The organism is Stutzerimonas sp. CXK-1, assembly GCF_057738225.1.
Map to the genome: position 1 here is coordinate 3,898,356 of NZ_CM173217.1, position 20,420 is coordinate 3,918,775.

Sequence of the window (20,420 nt, forward strand, 5' to 3'; positions counted from 1 at the left end):
TAGTTGCTAACCGAATTTCGGCCTGTAGGCCCTCGTCAACGAGTCCAGATGTTCGAGCATCGTCGCACTTCTGGCCTGCTCTACCGCGATGCTCTTGTCCAATTCGACATGGATATGCTCCAGCAGCCGATCGCGATTGACGCTAAACGGATCAAGCTTGTCGATCAGGTAGACCAACAGCGTCGAAAGAATCGCCGACGTCGCGCCTACGATCACAGCCGTGGCGATTTCAGCAAAGGGGGTAATGAACGGTATCGCCATGAGGTATTTACTGACGATCTCCTCAAGCATGACACCGCCCACAACGACCCCACCACCGACAAGGACCTTGAGAGCTGCATCTAGCGCCTGGTTGAGCGTCATACCTTGAGGGCGTAGTAGTAGTGTCTTGCCGGCTTCGATAAGCGAGAGGGTGCCCTCGCGGATCATGCGTACCGCCCGCTTGGCAGTTGTCAAAAACGCGTTGATAAGCACGGTGACCAGATTGGAGAGAAAGCCAGCTAGAAAGCCCGTGCCGGCCGCAGCCAGGGCATCCTTCCAGCGAGCAACAATACGCCCGGCAATGCGGCCTAGGCGTATTCTGAGTTCTCGGCGCACGGATCGGGTGCTGGATCCGTTGCGGTACCAGTCGCCGATTTCATCGAACGAGGCCGAGAAGAACTCGACCAGCACCACGCCGATCGCCGCCTGGAAAGCCATCTTGCCTCCTTCCTTGGCTGAGGTTTCGATGCAGTCCTTTCGGAATTTCTCACTCTTATAGTACGCCTCGTTGATTTTGGTGTCGTACTCCTCGCGCGCCATGCGCTCCTTCTCCAAGAGCAGCTCCGGATTTTTATCGATCTTTTCCTGCTCAGTCAGCTTGTTGAGCTTGTTCTTTTCGCTTTTGGTCAGCGGCTCGCCGGAGCTTTCTTTTTCGCGCAAAGCGGCGAGATCGGTGTTGCGTTTTTCACGCGTTCTCTCAAGATATTTTAGAAAGTCTGCAGTCGAGCGCTCACCTTTCGCAGAGTTGGTTGTCTGCGTGGTCGAATTGAGGTTTGAATCACTGTTCGCCAGTTCAACACCATCCAACTCGGCAAGAACACGACCGGGATCAGTGTGGATTTCTTTGGCAGATATGGTGTGATCGAGGCTCTGACTTTCCTTCAGGCCAAGGGTGTCACCGGTGTAAGCGTCTTTCAACTCACCCCTTTCCCGTTTCCCAGTCTCGCTCCGGTTTCGTTCGACGTAGTGCGTGTCTTTGTTGTGGTACTTCCTGTCGTCATAAGGCTCGTTCGCGTTGTATGCGTCTTCTGCTTTCTTGGTCGCATAAACCTCGTTGCGAGCGTTGTGAATGGTATCTACGTTGCCGCCGACCTTGTCGTACGCGCTAAGCATCTTGCCCAGCCCGAAGGGCACCACGATGGCCTGCAGGGCGCTCCGCCGGCTTTCGACAAGAAGCTGATCGAAGCGCTCAGCGTTAAAAGCTGCTGTCAGGGCGTTGAGCCGGACCTGAGCCTGCTCGTATGTGGCAGCCGGAGGGAGTTCTAAAGATAGTGCCTGGTTGACCCGACCGATAAACTGATTGTCGACAGGCGCATGCATGACTTGATCGATTTCAGCGGCGCTTGGCATGCTGATGAGCTGGGTAGAGTTTTGGCGCTTAGCGCGAGCCTGCTGACGCCGCATGACGCGTTCGATACGAGAAGACATGACCGATCTCCTTTAAGCTGCAGCGCGCAGAAGGTTCCAACGCCGGCGAAAGTTATGCTTGTCCGGTGAAATCGTCGAATCGATCTCGACGATTTCTGTGACAATCTCGTCGAAGAGGTGCCATGTCTCACGATCAGCAACCTCTTTTGCAAATGCATGCGCGGTGCGCACAGCGGGAGGGTTTTCCAATACCTCTCGCAGCTTTAATCGGATGTGGCTGGGCAGCTTCACTGACATCATGCCAGCTACGTACTCGTCGACTAGGTCGCGTTCACGATCACCAACGCGGCCGGTGGAAGCTGCGCAGGAATAGCCGACTGTGGCCAGGGCGACGGCCAGCTTGAACATGTCGTTCGTTTCAGCGAATCTGGCCGCAAGGGACTCGTAGTGCGCATCGTTCTGCTTGAGCGCCTCGTCGTACTTTGCCTTCTCCCGAGCTGCGCCGTTCTTCTCACCGCGTGCCTCGGCCGCCTTGTTCTCTTTCTTGTTCCAGAAATGCGATACGGTACCGGTTGCCAATGCAGAGGCTACTGCGGCTGCGGCCATTTTTGCGATAGTGCCGATACTCATGTGGCTTTCCTTGCTGTCAGGTGAGGCCACTATAAAACATGGCAAATTGATGATAAATGGCCACCAATCAGCTTGTTGCCCTCGCCTGGCTGCAGGTTTTAGTGCGGATCGGTTCTGAGCAAGCTTTGAAGGGTCTATGGTGGACCGCTTCCGCCTGATACAGAGTGCCGAGCAACGTAATGGCCTGAGTTGAGCGTCGGCGACAGCGGCGACGCCGGCGACAGTCCCCGAGCCTCCGATGGTTTGGACCGGCGACTCGTCGCGACTACTTGCCAGCCATCGAGACAAGCATGTCGCCGGGCGTCGCCAGTTTGTCGCCCCTATGCTGGTTAGGATCTACTGGCTCGGTCGCCGCGGTCGCCAACAATGGGTTGAGCCGGAACCGCTTGCCGTCATCTGTGAACACCTGACGATGCTGCACCAGCAGGGCCAGTAATTGGTCGCTCTGCTTGGCAATTCTTCCTGACAGAGCGTGGCCCCTCCCGTTGCAGCTTTCGGGCATCAACGCTGTGCCAACAGTTGTCACTCAGCCAGGCGATCAGGCGCTGCGCTTGCAGCACATGGAGGGCTACGCTTGCTGGAGTTGTTAACCGCAGCGCCTCAGATAAGTACCAGCTCACGAGCCTGGCAGCCTTGCATGATGGAATTGCCGAGCACGTGCTCCGCAACGACTGGCTGGATCATCAAGTGAGCGCTCAGCCGACAACCGCTACGCGATGCGCTCTCGCCCTCGGCAGCTCGGGTTCTGATGATGGGCGCCCCATCCCACAGCCTGGATAGCCCGCCACGCTTTTGGTCAAATTCTCTGGCCTGCTTGCATATCCGCCAAAAAATTGCGTCCCTTCATCGCTGTAAAGTCCTTGAGACGGATGACCTCGCACATTCGATATCTTGCAGCAAAGGCAGCGGTTTTTTCATACGTCGCTTCGGTCATCCTCGTCCCTTCCGCCACAAGCTCAGGTCGTTGAAAAACCTGTTAGCGCGAGCGGAGCGTCCTTTGCCCAGGCCGGGAAGACCAACCCGCAACCAAGCACCGCGGCTGCTTTAGTTGAGCGGTTCGGCCCGGATTACCCTCGGCCTGACGATCATCGTCACCAGCAACAACCAAAACAACCTCTTGAAGGCGGCGGCCTAGCTCCAGCCCGGCCTGCAGCAGATTTCCGGCGTTCATCGCACAGGCGACAGGTGCACCAGTTGCCTCGTGCAGCGTCGCCCCGGTTGCCCAGCCATCACAGATGTAAAGTGGAAGACCGGGCAACAACGCCCCTACAGGGGAATAGCATCCATTCACTCGTCTTCCAGGCAGGAACCGCTTGCCGGCGTCAGGGTAGATGCGCTGCAGGTCTGCCAGTTGGCCATTGTTGTACAGCGCCACGAGCAACATGTTGCCGAGTTGGCGCAGGCCATGAGGCTGAACGCCCTTCGTGCTCTAAATAAGGGTGGCGAGAGTCGGCTGGCACGTCTGGTTCCAAAGCCGTGCTGCCTGCTGTCGCTGACATTGTTCAGCTTCCCGCTGATGCTTTGCCTGCTCCACACGTACTCGGAGGAGCTCGCATGCCAAAGGGTCGCCGGGTTTACGGCTACTCCAAGTGTGAAAAACACTGGTCTTCCAGCTGCCAAAGACTCCAAAAGCGACTCCGTCCGTATGAAGCACGTACCAACCGTTTTTGCTGCCGGCACGGTCCCCACGGAAGCGATGGATTGGCCCGCCACCGATCAGAGCTAGCTCAATCGGGGCGAGTCCTCGCATCATAGAGCTTCGGAATTCCATAACCGTATCAGCCATCGCATACTTCTCCCGTATGCAACGAACTGCGGCGAGCCAGATATTCAGCAAGGTCATTTACGCGATAACGCACTGCACGGCCGATCTTCAAGAATGGCAACTGCTGAGCGCCATTATGACGCCAAGTTGCTAGAGTATCCTTCTCGACTCCCAAAACCACCGCAGCAACTTCCGGATCAACCAAAATTGCAACCGCCTTTTCCTGAACTCCGAGATAAGCTGCGATGTCCCCTCGAATACTTTCAACCAGTTCTTTCTTGTCCAACTTCATGATGACTCCTTCTGTACGGTCACATACCGTCCATCACAGTCTTCTATGAAGCCGCACTATATTGTCCCGTCTAATTAGCTATTTTCTCGAATTAGCCAACTAAAGCCTAGGGGTACAAAACGTGCGCTCGTGTGCGCTTGCTCCCAGCCGGCCAAGCGCGTGCGCTTGGCCATTAAAAAAGTCTGGATCAATGGGGCGAGGATACGGCCGAAACCCAGGGCGACTACCTGGCCGGGCTCCATAACGAACGACTGGAAGCCCTACTGAACCTCGTAAAGAATCAGCATGACTACTGAGTTTCATAGGGTCACGGTCGGTGGCCTGGCCGTGGAGATCGTGCGCTAGCCGGTTTAAGAACCCGCATTTGGGCGTGTATCCGCCGATGGGTCGAGTGCGAGTCGCTGTTCCGCTAGCAGTGGACGATGAGGCTTTGCGCCTATCAGTAGTTGGCAAACTGAGCTGGATCAAGCGTCAAGAAGCCAAGTTCCAGGCGCAACCTAGACAATCCGAGCGGCACATGGTCAGTGGTGAAAGTCACTACTTCCTGGGATGTCGCTACCGCTTGCGCGCTCAGGAAACCACGGGGCCCATGCGAGTTGCCCTACGCGGAGCAGCCACGCTCGATATGTTTGTTAGCGCTGGTATGTCAAATGAGCGCCGTGAACGATTGCTGCATGACTTCTACCGGGTCAAGTTGAAGCGCCGGGTGCCCCAGCTGTTAGAGAGCTGACAGACACGGTTAGGGGGTAGATGTCTCGGCCTGGGGTATCAAGCGGATGAAGACCAAATGGGGGCATGTAAAATTGAAGCCAAGCGCATTTGGCTGAACCTAGAGCTTGCGAGAACGCCTGTGCAGTGTCTGGAGTACGTGTTGGTGCACAATGACGTACCTTCTTGAACGTCACCATAGCAACCAGTTCATTGGCTTGCTTGACCAGTAATCAGGCCCTAATTGAGCATAAGCTTATGCGATGCAAGTCTCGCACACAAAAGGCTTTCGGAAGCCAGTTCAGAAAGCTTTGTGTTTTATGCTGACGCACCGGACCTAATCAGGCTTATCGAGAGTTGCAATTAGTGATGTTGCCCGTCTGATAACAATATGTGTTGACGCTTTGAGGCACTCCGAAATTTGGGACCGTAGAAATACTATTACCCATAACGCTGTTGAGCGCTGACTGCCCCGATTGATTGAAGCTTGCCGCAGTTTGGTTCAAAGAATTTACTAGATTGGATAGCTCTTGAGACTGCCGGGCGGCATTGGCTGCCTGTAGCCGGCCTATCCGTTCAGCCTCCGCCCTTTGACCCTCTCGTAAGCGGGCAAAGCGCTCGTCACGGCTAGCTGCTACTTTTTGAGCCATCTTATTGAACTGCTTAAGCTCTCCGTCATCATCGCAGATATCTTTATAGTGCGCGAATTGGTCGAAATCATTGACGCTGCGAGAACACGCGCTAGTACGGTACGCGCTGACCATCGCCATCGCCTCATCTGCGTTCTGTTTTGCCTCATTGGTTCTTGCTGTAATCTCAGCTTCTGTTTTACCTAGAAACTCATAGTACGAGCCATGGGGCGCCACCAGCCGTGGAGCTCCGGTTGTTACATCAAATACTTGGACCGCCCCGTTTCTATATCTTGCATATGCAAGGCCCATCGGGCGCTCATTCTGATACATGCCGGCTTCCAGCAATACTGGAACAGCTGGATCTAAAAATCTTTTAATCACTAGAGCGTAACCGGTTGGGTAATCTTTTCTTAGGATTGTGGCTCCATCTCCAATAGACTCTATCTGAGCGTACTTCACTCCATCCGGCTGTAAAGCGGCAGTAATGATGACTGCTCCTTGGTTAGTCGTAAGACTATCCGAGCCCCTCAGGATAACTGCGCCCTTTTTAGGATCGCCAAATAGAAATTCTTTTGAATCGTAGAGGCTATGGAGATAATACGTCGGCACAACTTTTCCGCCTGGATACTTTCCAATCGCAGATAGGCTTTTGCCTTCCTTTACGAGCATCTCTCGCCCTAGCCCATGCGCGTACCCTGACTCGCACTCGCCGTCCCAAAGAACAAGTGTCGCTTGAGAAGCTTTGCTATCCGCATCATAAATTCTGCACGCAACGTTCTTATTTGAAGGCTGGATCCACTCGCCAACCGGCTCTTTGTAAGTGTCAACCGGCGCATAAACACTAAGCTCATTGATCAAGCTATGCGTGTCGTGCTCGCTGAAGCTCGGAACGCTTGAGCAACCGCCAATAGATAACAGAGCTGTTGTCATAACTAAAATTCGTTTCTTCATCCGTGATGTACTCGTGCTGGGGGGATAGTGATAGGGACTCACAGCCGCAGATAGATGGCCTACTGCCACCACAAAAATCATATAGCATTTGCCAAAGAAATACAGGGCGGCACCTGCTCCGGCCTCACGAACGGACTAGCCCTAACCGCATCAGCAATCGCTTCAACCCACCTTGATAGAAATCTTCTCCCCACTAGGGCCAAGACGCTCTTGCTGCTTCTAACGGATGGGTTAGATTGTTTTCAGATGCAGCCCGGACCGCAGGCCAAGCGGTCGGACCAGCCGGCGGTGTCCTTAACACCGGCAGCGCGTCATGAGCTTTAGCCTCACGGGCTTGCCTCCGGCTCAGGGACGCGCGCAACTCCACGCAAAAAACAAGGCGAACCTCATGGATCAGATCTATGGTAGACGCCGCAACATGGGCTTGGGCCCATGTTGCGGCGTAACACTCGCTGAGGCGCGTATTAGAGCTGCAGTTGCGCGAAGGCTGTTGGCCGTCTATAGAGATCCGTTGGCCACGCGCGATGAAGAGCGCGTAGCACAGCGTGAGGCGCAGCGCTTGAAAGAAGCGCGGAGAATCACTTTCGAGACCCTGGCGAAGGAGTATCGCGCTTGCCTCCGCAATTCTTGGACGGGGCGGCGCGGCGATCAGCGTGGCATCGACGATGGTGCCTTCCTTGAGCAACAGACCCCGGCGGCCAAATGTTGGTTGATCGTCTCAAACAGCGCGTGCGTCAGCTGATTGAAAATTAGGTTCATTGTCGGTGGTGTGGGGACGGAGATTTTAATCATTGATGACTGTTGCTTTCCGATGAGTCTCTTCTGTGTTGGCCTGGGTTGTCGCACCCTTTAGCTAGCCGGCTCGATGAACATCAGGACCTTGCCATGGTCCAGCACCATCGGCGGCGTCCGTCCGCCTTCCGGCCGGCGCTTCGGCGACACGTATACGTACACTGTCTCCGGTAACGCCTGGCTGATCTTTCTCGCCAGTTCGATTGAATGAATGGGATCGCCACCCAGGCAGCCGACATCGAACGATGGGTACTGAAATTCATGTCCGGCGAGAAGGCCGTAGGCAGAGATACCGTTACCGATGAAGAGGGGCGCTGGTTTCGGCCCGACGGTCTGCGTCTTGTACACGTGGTAAGACACGCCACAGTTCTTTCCGTCCAGCTCGAAGTCCAGGCTCGTCTCCAAAAATGGGTAGAACAGGGCCAGCCGCTCCTGATGGGCTTTATCTATGTGATAGGCGATGCCTTCGGCTTTTAGGGTCGTTTCGACGGCGTCGAGGACGAGCTTTGACAGGACGAGTGCAGCCTGGTCCTTATCTTTAGCGCGCTCTTCAGGAATCCAGGCCAGAAGGGCATTGCGGTCGATCTGCGCGGGCGGTGAAAACACAAAGCTCATCAATCCAAGTCCCACTGCATCGCCCATGGCAAGGTCCAGTCCGTTCGCGGACTCGAATGAAAGTGCACTGGTCGTGATGTCCAGCAGGCCACCAATACCGGCGCCTGGTACCTTATTGGCTGGATAGTCGTCTGCCTCGGATAAGCCGGCAGCCTTGGCGATATTCAACGCTCGGCTGGCGCTGGGGTCGTAGGCCCGGGGCTGGGTTGCACAGCCCGCGAGAAAAAGTGCCGCTGCTAGCGTAAGTGCAGATATGCGAATCATGGACATCCTTTATCGTCACCGTACGAGAAGGAATAGAGGGTAGAATGATGGCTCCAGGCTATCATGTTCGCCTTGGTTTACGGGTGACCCTGTATTCCGATGGTGGGAGGTTTGCCTAGAGCGATCCAAAGCACCCGCGTATATCCGGAGAACCGAGCCAAGTGGCTTTGCGCTGTGCATGCGTATACCGGGGAGAAAGCTCCTCAAAGTAAACACCGGCAAGGAAAGTTCATGCGACTCCTCTTTCTACTACCCATCTTGCTCGGGCTTGCGGGATGCGCGGCCCCCAACTACCGCACAGTCGCCTCGCAGTACGAGAGTGTAGGTAAACTGATCGAATCGGAATTCTCCGGAACTCAGTTCTTCAGCATCACCCACGGTGACATTAACCCGTTCCATGCCCGTCGGATAGCACGGCCACGCGAGACTCTAGATGCCTATTGCACTTTTATTGATAAAGGCGAGTTTCGTCAGCTTGAAAATGAGAATGTCCTTTTAGGTAACGACGCGGTAAACCATTATTTTGGTGTTTTTGGTTGTTACGACCGCAACGATATTCCGAACTGGCTAGCCAAGGTGACCATCAAGCGGGGGCAGTATCAAGAGCGCTACTTGGTCGTTGAAGAACAAGCCATCCTGACGTACATGGTCGAGAAAGCGCTTCATCGCGGCCTAATGGTTGAGCAACGACAGCAGGCTCGGCATGCGCGAGACACCTTTGCAGCAAGAGCTCGTGAGGAAAAAACGGTGGGTCTGCAAGTTTGTACTGCCGATAACCTTTTCGGCTTTGTCCAGCAAGTCGGAGGCGATAATGTACAGGTTGAGACGGTAGGCCGGGCGCAGATGGCGCACTTCGGATTCTTCTATGAAATAGACCAGAAATTCATTAGCCACAAGATTCAGGCCACCCGCTGGTACCCGAGTGATATGTGGGCGCGTTGCAGCTTTCGCTAAGGAGGCGCTGAACAATTCAACTGTTCGCGCCGTGCGCTGTATTCAAGCCGGTTTTCAGTCCACCAGCCGTGGCTCTGTCGTTCTGAGGCAGCTTTCAGCCCCGATTTCGCTGATTGGCAGGCCAGCGCCGAGTGACAGGAGGATTTATCCCGCCGCTTGCTGCAAATACCGCTTGACCAGCAGCAGATTGGCCAATCCGGATAGGCTGAACAGCTGCGCGGTGTTCTTGGCCAAGTCATGGTAGCGCACCTTGATCACCTGGAACGGGTGCTCGACCTTGGCCTACAGTTGTGCCTTGGCGTATTCAATCTTGCGCTTGGCCTGAAACAGCACACTGCCTTTGCCGTACTGCTGGGCCGCACGGCAAACGACCAGATCACGTCCCGGCCGGCATGCTCCGGGCGCTTGGCCGCGCCGGTGCAGCTGGCATCGCCCAGGACATACGACTCCTGACCATGCAGCAGCTGGTCGACCTGGGTCACGTCCGCCACATTGGCCGCCGTGCCAGTCAGGTCGCCGCATCTCCGCCGGTGTAAGCCTTCATGCCGAGTGCCATTACTGGCCTGGCCTGATGCATGGCGCGTTTCGGATTGCTTGAGGGGCGTCGAGGGCGCTCAGCGTGCCGAGGGCTGGCACAGTTGACTATTTTGCAGTGGCTCCCTAGATCAAGACGTGTTTCAGAAAGCATCTTCAATGGTCACGGTGTAACTGCGCGTTTTCCGCGTTTAGGCAGAACACAGCGCTAACCCAGAACCGTAGGCTGGATCCAACTGCAACAGTTGGAGGTTTTACTTATGGCCGATGTGTCCAAGCGTACCTATGCGCCTGCGGCTTTTTCTACCGCTAAATACTCTGTCTCGCGCTCCACATGGTGGAGGGTAGCCAGAACCCTTGGTTTGCCTATGCCCGTCCGTTTCGGACGTGCTGTTCGGTGGGATGTCGAAAAGGTTGCCGCTTTTTTGGCCGGAGGTAACAAGTGAGCCAGCCTAAAAAGATTCCGCATTCTCTTCGACAGCATCTGTCCGCACAGTTGCCGTTTCGAGCCAAAACTGCTTTTAAGTTTGTGCAGGCCAGTGCGTTGCCAGTAAATCCGGTGTCTTGGCTCGTTAATGGCTATCTGGAATGCGACACCTTAGCAGTCATGTACGGGGCACCCGCGGTTGGAAAATCGTTCCTTGCCTTGGATATTTCCTGCTGCGTCGCCGCTGGAATTCCGTTTCACGGAAGTGCCGTGGCTCAGGGCGCCGTTTTCTATATCGTGGGCGAGGGGCATGGAGGTGTGGCCCGCCGGGTAAATGCCTGGGCAAAACATTGCCAATCTGACGTTCCCAGTGCGCTATTCATTTCGGAAGCGCCCGCGGATTTTTTCGACGGCGAAAGCGCCGAGGCAGTAGCCAGTGCCGTCGAAAATATCGAGAGTGAAACTGGATTCAATCCAGCCCTAATTGTTATTGACACTATGGCAAGAAACTTCAGGGGCGAGGAAAACAGCGCTAGTGACGTAAGCTGTTTTATTCACAATCTCGACCAATTACGACGGAAGTGGCGAGCTACCGTCTTAATTGTTCATCACAGCGGAAAGGATCATGACCGAGGTGCACGGGGTTCAACTGCGCTGAAGGGGGCAGCTGATGCTGAGTATGAGGTGACTCGCAGCGATAAAGATAACGTAGTGCGCCTGCTTTCAAAGAAGATGAAGGACGCAGTGCAGCCTGATGCGCTTGCGTTCAAGCTAGAGCCAGTTTTTGTAAGTGACACACATGGCGATCTGACGCAAGCCGCAGCGCTCAGCCGCGTGTCGTATAGCCCAGCGAGCGAGGCCGCTCAGCCACAAGGGAAAAACCAGCAAAGAGCTCTGCAGATTCTTAGGGATATGCACTCGGAGGCGAAGGATAGCGCGGAGTCCGTTTCCGAGATTTCGTATGAGGCATGGAAAAAACGTCTTGCGGACGACGGAATCGGCCGAAACCGCGCAAAAGAGGCATGCGAAGGTCTTTTGAAGCGGGGAGTGGTCAGCGTTGAAGGCGATAATGTGATGCTGGCCTTGGAATAAGTTACGCGTGTGGCGATAGCTGCGAGAACTGTAGCGAAGTATTGGTGCAGCGCAGCGTTCGGTGCGGCGAAGCCGCACTAAGGGCAAGCGCGTCCATAGATGCCTCGTTGATGGTTGAGGTTCACCCGTCCGACGGAATTTTTCTTAAGGGGTTTCGGTTATATCGGACAATAGATATCCCCGTAACCTATGGGAATGACTACCTGGCCAGGGCTCATACATATATCGGCTCGATGCAGCCGTGGGCTTAAAAAGCCAAGCACCCCTGGCCAGGACAAAGGTATCGATCGTCGCTGTGTTCAGCCGCGGCAGTTCCGCCTCGACGAGCGGCTGGCCCGCTTTTAGCTGGCCGGGGGCTTTTCGCTTTTAAGAACAATCCATCCATCCATCCATCCGTCCGACGAAAACGAAATCCTTTAACTGCCCAAATTCGGAACGCCGCAATCGCCGGGATGGTCTTGCATCATCGTTTCGATCAGCGAGGATTGCTTCTCAGCATGTTGGAGACGAGAAAATGCACAAATTTGCCGAGAAGGCCAGGGAGCTCCTTTGCGAAGCCGAGAAGTCCGATGGGTTCCATGAGGCTGAGATTACGTTTTTCATTCGATTGCAGGGCGGAAACGAATCGTACTACCTGCGATTGATGTCGGAACGCGACAACCGGCCAAGCGAGGAAACCTCGTTGGCAACGGACAATGAGCCGGAGGATGGGCAATGGTTCTAAGAAATTTGTTCGCATGGTTGCGATACAGCTCTGGGCCACAACGTGTTACCGCAGACGGCTACATAACAATGCTCTATTTGGAAAAAGATCGTAGCGTCGTTGTACATGATTCCCTGTCCGAATCCGACGAGATTTTCACTTCTGCGATAGAGGTAAACGAACCGAACGTAGAAGACGACTGCATGCCAGAAGAGAGTTTTGACTATCCCATGGCTCAGATGGAGCCGACGTCGCTTATTAATCCTGCGACCGGACTATTAATGCTGAATGAGCATATAGATGTTGGCGGCAATTGTTTTGGTTTCGGCGATGACTGACGCAGCTCAGCAATCAGGGTCCTAGCGGAACAGGAGCTACCTGTAGGAGACGAACGAGCATGAAGCTACTGCTACGGACCTTCACCACCATGTTCGTGTTTGCCGGCATCTCGCCGGTTGCGCGGCCGTGTGACTGCTGGTGATTCTTATGGTGCGTTTTCCGCCGCTGCTGATCGCTGTGCTGCTGGCGTGTTGGATCTTCAGCAGGCGGATCTACACCCGAGCAAGTACATCCAGCAATTCCGAATAGAAGGAGCATGGGCAGCCTGAGGCTGTCCATGCTGTTGGTTTGCCCAATTCTTTTTTGCTCTCCCAGCGTCAAACCAACCCGAAATAGCGTTCGAAGAACAGCGCCAGCTTGCCCAGAACTGTCTGCTTCTTGGCCGCATGACCGTTGCCCTGGGAGAACCGCGATACCGGCGGCAGAATCTTGGTGATAGCCGTACCGGCCATGGGGATAGCGCCATCACGGAATGCCCGTTCAACGAACTCGCGTGCAGCATCGGCGTTGAGGTTTTCCTCCGAGATGATGCGCTCCAGCTCCTCGGTCTTCTTGGCCGCCATAAAGCTCTGCCACTGAGTGTCCACCTTGGCCCTGGTGTTCACCGACTCCACGAACTGAACGATAAGATCCTTCTTGTTGCGCAGGCTGGGGCTGGCGTTGATGGCGCGCTCGATAGAGGCGCGGATTTCCTTGTCTTCGCCCGAGCCCTTTTTCTTCAGGTACTGTTCGACCAGCAGCAGGATGTAGTCGACGTTGATTTCCACCTGCTTGATCAGCTCGATCTCGAAGACCACGTCGTCGTTGATCGACTCCTTCTCCGCCTCGGACGTGGTGCGGAACTCGGCATACAGGTTCAGATAGACGCTCTGGTAATCCTGGAACTGACGCTCAGTGAGAATCTCGTTCCCAGCAAAATCGTCGAAGGCCGTCAGGATATTTTTCAGCCGCAGGATCGAGCCAAACAGCTTGATGAAGGCTTTCTGCGCCGCTTCGCCGACGATGGCCTGCCCCAGTGGGAATTTATCGAGCAGCTCGCCGACTCGGGCCTGGTATTCAGCGTAATACTCGGCGTAAGGCTTCAGCAGCACGATGCCCTTGGCGTCCTTGTTGCCGAACAGGGCGAGCGCATCGTTGGTTTCCTGCTCCAGGTTGCGGAAGGAGACGATGTTGCCGTAGGTCTTCACCGAGTTGAGGATACGGTTGGTGCGCGAATACGCCTGGATCAGGCCATGCGCCTTGAGGTTCTTGTCCACCCACAGCGTGTTCAGCGTGGTGGCGTCGAAGCCAGTCAGGAACATGTTGACCACAATGACCAGGTCCAGCTCGCGCTTCTTCAGGCGCTGCGACAGATCCTTGTAGTAGTTCTGAAACTTGTCCGCCGAGGTGTCGAAGCTAGTGGCGAACAGCGCGTTGTAATCCTTGATCGCGGCGTCCAGAAAATCCCGCGAGCTTTGATCCAGCCCCTCGGCCTCGAACTCCTCCTCGCCAAGCAGGCCGTCTTCGTCGTCCTCGTTGGCGGCAAAGCTGTAGATCAGCCCAACCTTGAGCCGCTGGGCCTCGGGCAGCTCCTGCTGCTGCGCGGCAAGTTCCGCGTAGTAACGCTTGGCCGCATCAATCGAGGCACAGGCAAACAGCGAGTTGAAGCCAGCCACCCGCTTGCCGTCATGGCGATAGGTGCTGGCGCGCTTGGTCTTCTGATCGAAATGCTCGCGGATATAACCGACGATCTGACTGATGCGCTCCGGTGCCAGCAGGGCACGCTCGGTGTCGATGGCCGAGACCTGCTTGTCCTTGATCCGCGCCTGCATCTTGAGGGTATTGATGTAGTCGATGCGAAACGGCAGCACGTTCTTGTCGTTGATCGCATCGACGATGGTGTAGGTGTGCAGCTTGTCGCCAAAGGCCTGCTCGGTGGTGCGGCGCAACGGGTTGCCGCCGGTTCCCGAGTTCTTCGCAAAGATCGGCGTGCCGGTGAAACCGAACAGGTGGTAGCGCTTGAACACACGGGTGATTTCGCTGTGCATGTCGCCGAACTGGCTGCGGTGGCACTCGTCGAAGATCACCACCACATGCGCGTCGTACACCGGGTGCTTCTTGTTCTTGGCCACGAAACGCGAAAGCTTCTGAATGGTGGTGATGATGATCCGCGCGTTCGGGTCTTCCAGCTGCTTTTGCAGCACCGAGGTCGAGGTATTGGAGTTGGCCGCGCCTTTCTCGAAGCGCTCGTATTCGCGCATGGTCTGGTAGTCCAGATCCTTGCGATCCACCACGAACAGCACCTTGTCGATGTCCGGCAGGCCACGGGCGAGCTGGGCGGCCTTGAAGCTGGTCAGCGTCTTGCCAGAGCCCGTGGTGTGCCAGATGTAGCCACCCGCCGCCACGGTACCCAGCTGGCGGTGATTGGTTGAGGTGGCAATGCGCTGCAGGATGCGCTCGGCGGCCACGATCTGGTAGGGGCGCATCACCAGCAGTTTGCGATCCACATCGAACACGCAGTACTTGGTCAGCACGTTCAGCAGCGAATGCTTGGCAAAGAAGGTCTTGGTAAAGCCCACTAACTCGGTGATGGGCTGGTTGCGCGCGTCGGCCCACCAACTGGTGAAGGAAAAGCTGTTGGAGGTTTTGCTCTTGCTGCGCTTGCCGGCCTGCTCCTTCAAGTGCCCGTCGCGCACGGTGTTGCTGTAGTACTTGGTCAGCGTGCCATTGCTGATCACGAACAGCTGCACGTACTCGAACAGGCCGCAGCCCGCCCAGAAGCTGTCGCGCTGGTAGCGGTTGATCTGGTTGAAGGCTTCGCGGATGTCCACACCACGGCGCTTGAGCTCGATATGCACCATCGGCAGGCCGTTGACCAGTACCGTCACATCGAAGCGCGTGGCGTGCTTGCCGCCATGCTCGCCGGTTGGCGTTTCGTACTGGTTGATCACCTGCAAGACGTTGTTGTGGATATTGGCCTTGTCGATCAGGTAGATGTTCTTGCTGCTGCCGTCGTCGCGCTTCAAGACCTGGACGTGGTCTTCCTGCAGGCGCGCAGTTTTTTCCAGAATGCCGTCATTGGCGCCCGCAATGCTGGTGGCAAAGAAACTCTTCCACTCGGTGTCGGAAAACTCGACCTTGTTGAGCTGCTCCAGCCGGGCCCGCAGGTTGGCGACCAGCTCGGCCTCCGCACTGATAGGCAGGTACTCGTAGGCCTGCCGCTGCAGTTGTTCGATAAAAGCACTCTCCAGCGCCGCCTCGCTCTGGTAGCCGGTCTCGCGCGCACCCAGCGCATCCGGCAGAAACTCGGCCACCACGGTGCTCTCGTTGGAGAGTGCAATGGCCTCGTAGCGGTAGGGCTGGTTCTCAATGCTCATGCGGCTTCCTTGAATGTGAGCAAACGGTCGCGGTAGTAAGCGTACTGCCGACGGCGAGCGGCGATCTCGGCAGGCAGGCCGATGGAGATGTCATTTACCAGCGCATCGAACTTGTCGAGGATGGCGACGATGCGTGCCTGCTCCTCAAGCGAGGGAACAGGGATGGTCAGCTTGGCCAAGCTTTCTGAGGACAAGCGCTTCACCTTGGCTCGGGCGACAAACTTGTTCTTCTCCGCGTGAAACGCCGTGGTCTGGAAGTAATAGGAAACGAACCGTGGGTTCAGCGAATGCCGGAAGGCAAAGCAGTCGTCATGAATCGCCACTTCGTCATGGCCGAGCCATGCCACAGCCTTGCCCACATCCTCGACCGTCTCGCCCACGCCAGCGATTATCAAATCGCCTGGCTGTGCAAAGCGGAGCGACGAAGCCAAGTCGGCATCTACATGTGACGTCGTTGTTTCGGTGGCTGTGCCGTAATGCGTGTAGATGTCGCCATAGTGGATACAGGGCACCCCGTCTTCGACGTAGTCAGCCTTGGTGAAACGCCGACCTCGGAAGAACTCGCCGACCTCGGCCATCGCGGCCCAGCGAATATCTTGATCGCTGAAAGCGAGCAAGGCGTCGCGGTAGTACTTGTACTGCCTGCGACGCGCCTCAAGCTCCGCCTCAAGCTCCGCCTCAAGCTCCGCCTCAAGCTCCGTGAAAGTGTCCAGCACTTTCACGATTTCGCGCTGCACTTCCAAGGGTGGAATCGGAGCTTTGACCTGCTCAAGCGTACCCACCGCAAGACCAGGCTGCGCTGATTTCGTTGCGTACTGATTCAAGTTCATGGCGGTAAGCAAGTGGAATGCCCAGTCCATATCCACTTCAACCTTTCCTTCACACACAACAGCATGCTCTGTGGCAAAAAACCTCCCTTCTGTACGCTTCACGTTCCCGCAAAGCGCACCTTGCCGGCCAATCAGGACATATTTACCTTCTTGATTGCTGGCACGAACAAATCCACGAACACCATTTCCGCCGTAGCATGGATATGGGAAATCAGCATCCTGACGTTCCGATATTTTGCTGGCAGAAATGAATTTACCCGCTTTCATATCGAAAATTTCGCCAAGGGCTTTGTACTCCACCCCCTCCGGGCAAAGCTCAGCGATCAGCGCATCGATCCGGCTCATGGCTTTTTCTTCCCGGTGATTTTCTTCTGCACCGTCTTTACGGTTTCCAGATAAGCCGTTTCCACCTCGCTCGGCTGCTCAGCCAACTGGGCACGGAACTTGGCGTATTCCGTTTCGGCGTGAGCAATGGCCTGCTGATGGCTGACTTTGCCCGCACCTTCCAGAGCCTTACCACCCATGGCCAGGATCAATTGCTCCAGGTGCGCGAGCCAATCCTTCATATAGGTCGGTTCATGGTTCATGGCGCGGAACTCGGCGGCATCGAAATAGGCCGAGACCAGCGTATTCAGGCGCTTGAGCTCGTCAGCGTTGAGGTAATTCTTGGCGTTGGTGACTTCGGCCTTGGTGGGCTGCTTGCCGCTGAAGGACAGCAGGCCCATAAAGGGCTTACCAGCATCGGCACGCTGCCTGACCACTTCCGCCGCCGTCTGGCCGTGGGCCGCGTAATGCAGCTTGTTCTGTACGGCCTTGAAGAACACCACGCTGGCTTCGGCCTTGGGGTCGTAATCCACGCTGGTGGCGTACAGGTCGAGCACCTGGCGGTAGAGCACCTTCTCGCTGGAGCGAATGTCACGGATGCGATCCAGCAGTTCTTTCCAGTAGCTGCCGCCGCCCAGGTTCTTCAGGCGTGCGTCATCCATGGTGAAGCCCTTGACCAGGTATTCGCGCAGGCGCTCGGTGGCCCAGATGCGAAAGCGCGTGCCCTGCTGCGACTTGACCCGGTAGCCGACCGAAATGATGACGTCGAGGTTATAGAAGTTGGTCGGTTTGGTAGAAAATTCGGAAATTCCGATTTTTCTCATCACCTGCTCCGGCACCAGCTCGCCTTCCTCGAAGACGTTCTTGATGTGCTCGTTGATGGTCGACTTGGCCTTGCCGAACAGTTCCGCCATCTGCTCTTGGGTCAGCCAGACCGTATCGCCGTCTAGCCGCACATCGATGGCGGTTGCATCGCCACGTTGGTAAAGAATGATCTCCCCTGCTGGCTGCTCGCTCATGCCTGGGCTCCTTCCAGATCCGCAACGATGGCATCGATCTGCTTTCGCAGCTCCGCTTGCCGGGCAACGATGCCGCTGATCTTCTCGTTGAGCTCACGAATGTCTACCGCTTCGCTGGTGTCGGCCTGCTCGACGTAGCTGGAGACGGCGATGTTGTAGCCGTTGGCGGCGATGTCGCCATTCTCCACCATGCGTGCGAAATGGTCGATGTTCTGGCGAGCGGTGAATGCATCGAGAATTTTCCGCTGGTGGTCGAGCAACATCTTGTTCTTGTTGCCGCTGCGCACGAACAGGCTGGAGGCGTCGATGAACAGCGTGGCGTTGTCGCGTTTGGACTTCTTCAGCACGACGATGCAGGTCGCGATGGTGGTGCCGAAGAACAGATCGGGCGGCAACTGAATGACGGCATCGACGTAGTTGTTGTCGATCAGGTACTTGCGAATCTTGGCTTCCGCACCGCCGCGATAGAGCACGCCGGGGAACTCGACAATGGCAGCCGTACCGTTGACCGCCAGCCAGCTGAGAATGTGCAAGGTGAAGGCCAGGTCGGCCTTGCTCTTGGGCGCGAGCACGCCGGCCGGCGCGAAGCGCGGGTCGTTGATCAGCAGCGGGTTGGCATCGCCATCCCATTTGATCGAGTAAGGCGGATTGGAAACGATGGCCTCGAAGGGCTCGTCATCCCAGTGCGCCGGGTCGGTCAGCGTGTCGCCATGGGCGATGTTGAACTTCTCGTAGTTCACGTTGTGCAGAAACATGTTGATCCGGCACAGGTTGTAAGTGGTGAGGTTGATTTCCTGGCCGTAGAAGCCCTGGCGCACCTTGTTGTGCCCCAGCACCTTGGAGAAGCTGAGCAACAGCGAGCCAGAACCGCAGGCTGGGTCATAAACCTTGTTGACCTCCTTCTTGCCCACCACCGTGATGCGGGCCAGCAGTTCGGAGACCTCCTGCGGGGTATAGAACTCGCCACCGGACTTGCCGGCTGTGGAGGCATACATCTGCATCAGGTATTCGTAGGCGTCGCCGAACAGGTCGATGCTGTTGTCGGCAAAATTGCCCGAGCTGTTGCCCAGCGGCAGATCGCCGATGGCGTCGAGCAGTTTCACCAGCTTTTCGTTGCGCTTGGCCACGGTGGGGCCGAGCTTGCTGCTATTGACGTCCAGGTCATCGAACAGCCCCTTGAAGTCGTCCTCGCTACCAGCACCCAACGCCGAGGCCTCGATGTCCTTGAACACTTGCGACAGGGTTTCATTGAGGTTCGGGTCATGGCGGGCGCGCTTGCGCACATTGGCGAACAGCTGCGACGGCAGGATGTAGAAGCCCTTTTCTTGCACTGTCTCGTAACGCCCCACGATAGCGTGGGCGTCTGCTAAATCGCTGTAGTCAAAATCCGCACTGCCCGCGCGGCGCTCCTGTTCGTTGAGGTAGTTGGTCAGGTTCTCCGAGATAAAACGATAGAACAGCATGCCCAGCACGTAGGTCTTGAAGTCCCAGCCATCAACGCTGCCACGCAGGTCGTTGGCGATGCGCCAGATGGTTTTGTGCAGTTCGGCGCGTTCAAGATCTCTGGTATTGCTCATGGGACGTTAATCACTCTCAGCTTTCGTGTCGCCGGATGACTAACGCATCACAGCGTGTATGTAATTTGTTCGCTCAGGCCGCTCGGTAACCGGGCGCCAGCACCGCTGTTTCCACGCCGTAGAGCAGCAGGGGGTCTTTCAGCCAGAGGCGGTACTCTGGATCACGCAACCGATGATCTGGCGAACAGTCGACGCTCCATTTGCGCAGTACGTAACCCGCCGTAGCCCCGCGCAGCCTCAGGCGCAGCACACCGTCTCGCATGGCGTAATCCATGGCTGTGATGTCCGGATGTGGCTGGTCGGGGTGTGGCACCAATTCGACCTCCACTATCCGGCTCCACTGGACGTCCTGCTCCGGTCGCTCGTGCTCGGCGACGGGAGACTCCATCAGCAGCTTTGGCCGCCTGATGCGCGTGACCACGAAGTCCCGAAACGCACGGCGCTTGCGGTCATAGCCGCGCACGTGCCAGCGCAGGCCCGTATCGATCAGGGCAAACGGCACGATCTCCCGCTGGGTCTTGCCGCTGCCAAGGGAGTAGTAATCCACACGCAGAGGGCAGCGGTGGTAAATGGCACGCGTCACGATACCCAGTGTGTCCAGATCCGGCTGAGCAAGGCGCCCGGACGTTACGCATGAGATTCCCGGCGCACTGCTTGCCGGCTCACCATCACCAAAACCCTCTGCTAGCCAGGCCAGAACCCGGTCAGCGGAGAAGGTGAAGATCGGCCGGAACTCCTTGGTCGGCGTGTAGATTTTGCTGCTGCGGTCATAGGCCAGGTTGTTGCCGGCGAGCTCACGATAGGTGGCGAGGTCACGGGTAGCGGCCGCCGTTTGAATGCCGAAGCGCTGAATCAGGTCCTGCCGTCCTATCTCCCCCACGAATCGCAGGCGCAACTCCAGGTAGGCCAGGCGATCGCGCTGGGCTTGCGTTAGTTGCGAGAGAGCTGCAGTTGTCATGGTGGACTAGTCGCGGTTAAAACCTGGAC

General features: G+C 56.4%; 19 protein-coding genes and 3 pseudogenes. 7 read left to right on the plus strand and 15 right to left on the minus strand.

The features are described 5' to 3' along the window. Nucleotides 1–6 precede the first annotated feature (6 nt). From AC0KXH_RS18495 to AC0KXH_RS18520, 6 genes are all read right to left on the minus strand, one after another. A complete protein-coding gene (locus tag AC0KXH_RS18495; protein WP_488223838.1) occupies nucleotides 7–1,689 on the minus strand; it encodes a hypothetical protein in 1,683 nt (560 codons plus the stop codon). Between the two features lie 12 nt (nucleotides 1,690–1,701). Beyond that, nucleotides 1,702–2,259, minus strand: coding sequence for a hypothetical protein (locus AC0KXH_RS18500; protein ID WP_488223839.1), 558 nt, complete (start codon nucleotides 2,257–2,259; stop codon nucleotides 1,702–1,704). 600 nt (nucleotides 2,260–2,859) lie between these two features. Further along, a complete protein-coding gene (locus AC0KXH_RS18505) occupies nucleotides 2,860–3,093 on the minus strand; it encodes a DUF3987 domain-containing protein (protein WP_488224625.1) in 234 nt (77 codons plus the stop codon). Continuing rightward, nucleotides 3,056–3,193, minus strand: coding sequence for a hypothetical protein (locus tag AC0KXH_RS18510; protein WP_488223840.1), 138 nt, complete (start codon nucleotides 3,191–3,193; stop codon nucleotides 3,056–3,058). The genes AC0KXH_RS18505 and AC0KXH_RS18510 overlap by 38 nt, the downstream gene beginning before the upstream one ends. A 42-nt stretch (nucleotides 3,194–3,235) precedes the next feature. Further along, on the minus strand, nucleotides 3,236–3,643 hold the full coding sequence (locus AC0KXH_RS18515; protein ID WP_488223841.1) for a toprim domain-containing protein: 408 nt from the start codon (nucleotides 3,641–3,643) through the stop codon (nucleotides 3,236–3,238). A gap of 394 nt (nucleotides 3,644–4,037) precedes the next feature. Then, nucleotides 4,038–4,316: a helix-turn-helix domain-containing protein gene (locus AC0KXH_RS18520; protein ID WP_488223842.1), complete on the minus strand. Its 279-nt coding sequence runs from the start codon at nucleotides 4,314–4,316 to the stop codon at nucleotides 4,038–4,040. A gap of 382 nt (nucleotides 4,317–4,698) precedes the next feature. On the opposite strand from AC0KXH_RS18520, the gene AC0KXH_RS18525 reads away from it, so the two are divergent. Further along, nucleotides 4,699–5,046, plus strand: coding sequence for a YgjP-like metallopeptidase domain-containing protein (locus AC0KXH_RS18525; protein WP_488224626.1), 348 nt, complete (start codon nucleotides 4,699–4,701; stop codon nucleotides 5,044–5,046). 57 nt (nucleotides 5,047–5,103) lie between these two features. After that, entirely contained in the window at nucleotides 5,104–5,214 is a 111-nt protein-coding gene (locus AC0KXH_RS18530; protein WP_488223843.1) for a YgjP-like metallopeptidase domain-containing protein, read from the plus strand. A gap of 157 nt (nucleotides 5,215–5,371) precedes the next feature. Here the strand turns inward: AC0KXH_RS18530 and AC0KXH_RS18535 are convergent, their stop codons facing one another. The 3 genes and pseudogenes from AC0KXH_RS18535 to AC0KXH_RS18545 all read right to left on the minus strand — a co-directional run bounded on the left by AC0KXH_RS18535 (nucleotide 5,372) and on the right by AC0KXH_RS18545 (nucleotide 8,278). Further along, nucleotides 5,372–6,607 (minus strand): hypothetical protein, encoded by a 1,236-nt coding sequence (locus tag AC0KXH_RS18535; protein WP_488223844.1) that lies wholly within the window; start codon nucleotides 6,605–6,607, stop codon nucleotides 5,372–5,374. 581 nt (nucleotides 6,608–7,188) lie between these two features. After that, nucleotides 7,189–7,351: pseudogene (locus AC0KXH_RS18540) on the minus strand (IS5/IS1182 family transposase); the annotation flags it as partial. Nucleotides 7,352–7,456: 105 nt separating this feature from the next. After that, nucleotides 7,457–8,278, minus strand: coding sequence for a hypothetical protein (locus AC0KXH_RS18545; RefSeq protein WP_488223845.1), 822 nt, complete (start codon nucleotides 8,276–8,278; stop codon nucleotides 7,457–7,459). Between the two features lie 231 nt (nucleotides 8,279–8,509). Between AC0KXH_RS18545 and AC0KXH_RS18550 the strand changes: the two genes are divergently transcribed. After that, nucleotides 8,510–9,232, plus strand: a complete 723-nt coding sequence (locus AC0KXH_RS18550; protein WP_488223846.1) for a hypothetical protein — start codon at nucleotides 8,510–8,512, stop codon at nucleotides 9,230–9,232. Nucleotides 9,233–9,376: 144 nt separating this feature from the next. Here the strand turns inward: AC0KXH_RS18550 and AC0KXH_RS18555 are convergent. Then, nucleotides 9,377–9,744 (minus strand): annotated as a pseudogene (locus AC0KXH_RS18555) (transposase); the annotation flags it as partial. Between the two features lie 464 nt (nucleotides 9,745–10,208). Between AC0KXH_RS18555 and AC0KXH_RS18560 the strand changes: the two are divergent. The 4 genes and pseudogenes from AC0KXH_RS18560 (at nucleotide 10,209) to AC0KXH_RS18575 (ending at nucleotide 12,576) form a co-directional block, all read left to right on the plus strand. Further along, nucleotides 10,209–11,285 (plus strand): AAA family ATPase, encoded by a 1,077-nt coding sequence (locus AC0KXH_RS18560; RefSeq protein WP_488223847.1) that lies wholly within the window; start codon nucleotides 10,209–10,211, stop codon nucleotides 11,283–11,285. A 514-nt stretch (nucleotides 11,286–11,799) separates the two neighbouring features. Then, entirely contained in the window at nucleotides 11,800–12,009 is a 210-nt protein-coding gene (locus AC0KXH_RS18565) for a hypothetical protein (protein WP_488223848.1), read from the plus strand. Between the two features lie 68 nt (nucleotides 12,010–12,077). Further along, nucleotides 12,078–12,326, plus strand: a complete 249-nt coding sequence (locus AC0KXH_RS18570) for a hypothetical protein (RefSeq protein ID WP_488223849.1) — start codon at nucleotides 12,078–12,080, stop codon at nucleotides 12,324–12,326. 59 nt (nucleotides 12,327–12,385) lie between these two features. After that, nucleotides 12,386–12,576, plus strand: a pseudogene (locus tag AC0KXH_RS18575) (hypothetical protein). Between the two features lie 68 nt (nucleotides 12,577–12,644). Here AC0KXH_RS18575 and AC0KXH_RS18580 read toward each other — a convergent pair. The 5 genes from AC0KXH_RS18580 to AC0KXH_RS18600 all read right to left on the minus strand — a co-directional run bounded on the left by AC0KXH_RS18580 (nucleotide 12,645) and on the right by AC0KXH_RS18600 (nucleotide 20,391). After that, nucleotides 12,645–15,683, minus strand: a complete 3,039-nt coding sequence (locus AC0KXH_RS18580) for a type I restriction endonuclease subunit R (protein WP_488223850.1) — start codon at nucleotides 15,681–15,683, stop codon at nucleotides 12,645–12,647. Beyond that, the gene (locus AC0KXH_RS18585) at nucleotides 15,680–16,858 is read right to left on the minus strand and encodes a restriction endonuclease subunit S (RefSeq protein WP_488223851.1); all 1,179 of its coding nucleotides are present in this window, start codon (nucleotides 16,856–16,858) and stop codon (nucleotides 15,680–15,682) included. Before AC0KXH_RS18585 ends, AC0KXH_RS18580 begins: the two co-directional genes overlap by 4 nt. Further along, nucleotides 16,855–17,856, minus strand: a complete 1,002-nt coding sequence (gene rhuM / locus AC0KXH_RS18590; RefSeq protein ID WP_286946124.1) for a virulence RhuM family protein — start codon at nucleotides 17,854–17,856, stop codon at nucleotides 16,855–16,857. The genes AC0KXH_RS18585 and rhuM overlap by 4 nt, the downstream gene beginning before the upstream one ends. After that, on the minus strand, nucleotides 17,853–19,433 hold the full coding sequence (locus tag AC0KXH_RS18595) for a type I restriction-modification system subunit M (RefSeq protein WP_488223852.1): 1,581 nt from the start codon (nucleotides 19,431–19,433) through the stop codon (nucleotides 17,853–17,855). Before AC0KXH_RS18595 ends, rhuM begins: the two co-directional genes overlap by 4 nt. 73 nt (nucleotides 19,434–19,506) lie before the next feature. Continuing rightward, nucleotides 19,507–20,391 carry a helix-turn-helix transcriptional regulator gene (locus AC0KXH_RS18600; protein ID WP_488223853.1) on the minus strand — a complete coding sequence of 295 codons (885 nt, stop codon included), beginning with the start codon at nucleotides 20,389–20,391 and terminating at the stop codon, nucleotides 19,507–19,509. Between the last annotated feature and the right edge of the window lie 29 nt (nucleotides 20,392–20,420).

Coding starts and splice junctions, on each gene's coding strand:
- AC0KXH_RS18600 (WP_488223853.1), bottom strand. CDS start 20,391: ATGACAACTGCAGCTCTCTCGCAACTAACGCAAGCCCAGCGCGATCGC.
- AC0KXH_RS18545 (WP_488223845.1), bottom strand. CDS start 8,278: ATGATTCGCATATCTGCACTTACGCTAGCAGCGGCACTTTTTCTCGCG.
- AC0KXH_RS18535 (WP_488223844.1), bottom strand. CDS start 6,607: ATGAAGAAACGAATTTTAGTTATGACAACAGCTCTGTTATCTATTGGC.
- AC0KXH_RS18500 (WP_488223839.1), bottom strand. CDS start 2,259: ATGAGTATCGGCACTATCGCAAAAATGGCCGCAGCCGCAGTAGCCTCT.
- AC0KXH_RS18525 (WP_488224626.1), top strand. CDS start 4,699: ATGGGTCGAGTGCGAGTCGCTGTTCCGCTAGCAGTGGACGATGAGGCT.
- AC0KXH_RS18510 (WP_488223840.1), bottom strand. CDS start 3,193: ATGACCGAAGCGACGTATGAAAAAACCGCTGCCTTTGCTGCAAGATAT.
- AC0KXH_RS18570 (WP_488223849.1), top strand. CDS start 12,078: ATGCTCTATTTGGAAAAAGATCGTAGCGTCGTTGTACATGATTCCCTG.
- AC0KXH_RS18550 (WP_488223846.1), top strand. CDS start 8,510: ATGCGACTCCTCTTTCTACTACCCATCTTGCTCGGGCTTGCGGGATGC.
- AC0KXH_RS18585 (WP_488223851.1), bottom strand. CDS start 16,858: ATGAGCCGGATCGATGCGCTGATCGCTGAGCTTTGCCCGGAGGGGGTG.
- AC0KXH_RS18580 (WP_488223850.1), bottom strand. CDS start 15,683: ATGAGCATTGAGAACCAGCCCTACCGCTACGAGGCCATTGCACTCTCC.
- AC0KXH_RS18520 (WP_488223842.1), bottom strand. CDS start 4,316: ATGAAGTTGGACAAGAAAGAACTGGTTGAAAGTATTCGAGGGGACATC.
- rhuM (WP_286946124.1), bottom strand. CDS start 17,856: ATGAGCGAGCAGCCAGCAGGGGAGATCATTCTTTACCAACGTGGCGAT.
- AC0KXH_RS18515 (WP_488223841.1), bottom strand. CDS start 3,643: ATGTTGCTCGTGGCGCTGTACAACAATGGCCAACTGGCAGACCTGCAG.
- AC0KXH_RS18595 (WP_488223852.1), bottom strand. CDS start 19,433: ATGAGCAATACCAGAGATCTTGAACGCGCCGAACTGCACAAAACCATC.
- AC0KXH_RS18495 (WP_488223838.1), bottom strand. CDS start 1,689: ATGTCTTCTCGTATCGAACGCGTCATGCGGCGTCAGCAGGCTCGCGCT.
- AC0KXH_RS18565 (WP_488223848.1), top strand. CDS start 11,800: ATGCACAAATTTGCCGAGAAGGCCAGGGAGCTCCTTTGCGAAGCCGAG.
- AC0KXH_RS18530 (WP_488223843.1), top strand. CDS start 5,104: ATGGGGGCATGTAAAATTGAAGCCAAGCGCATTTGGCTGAACCTAGAG.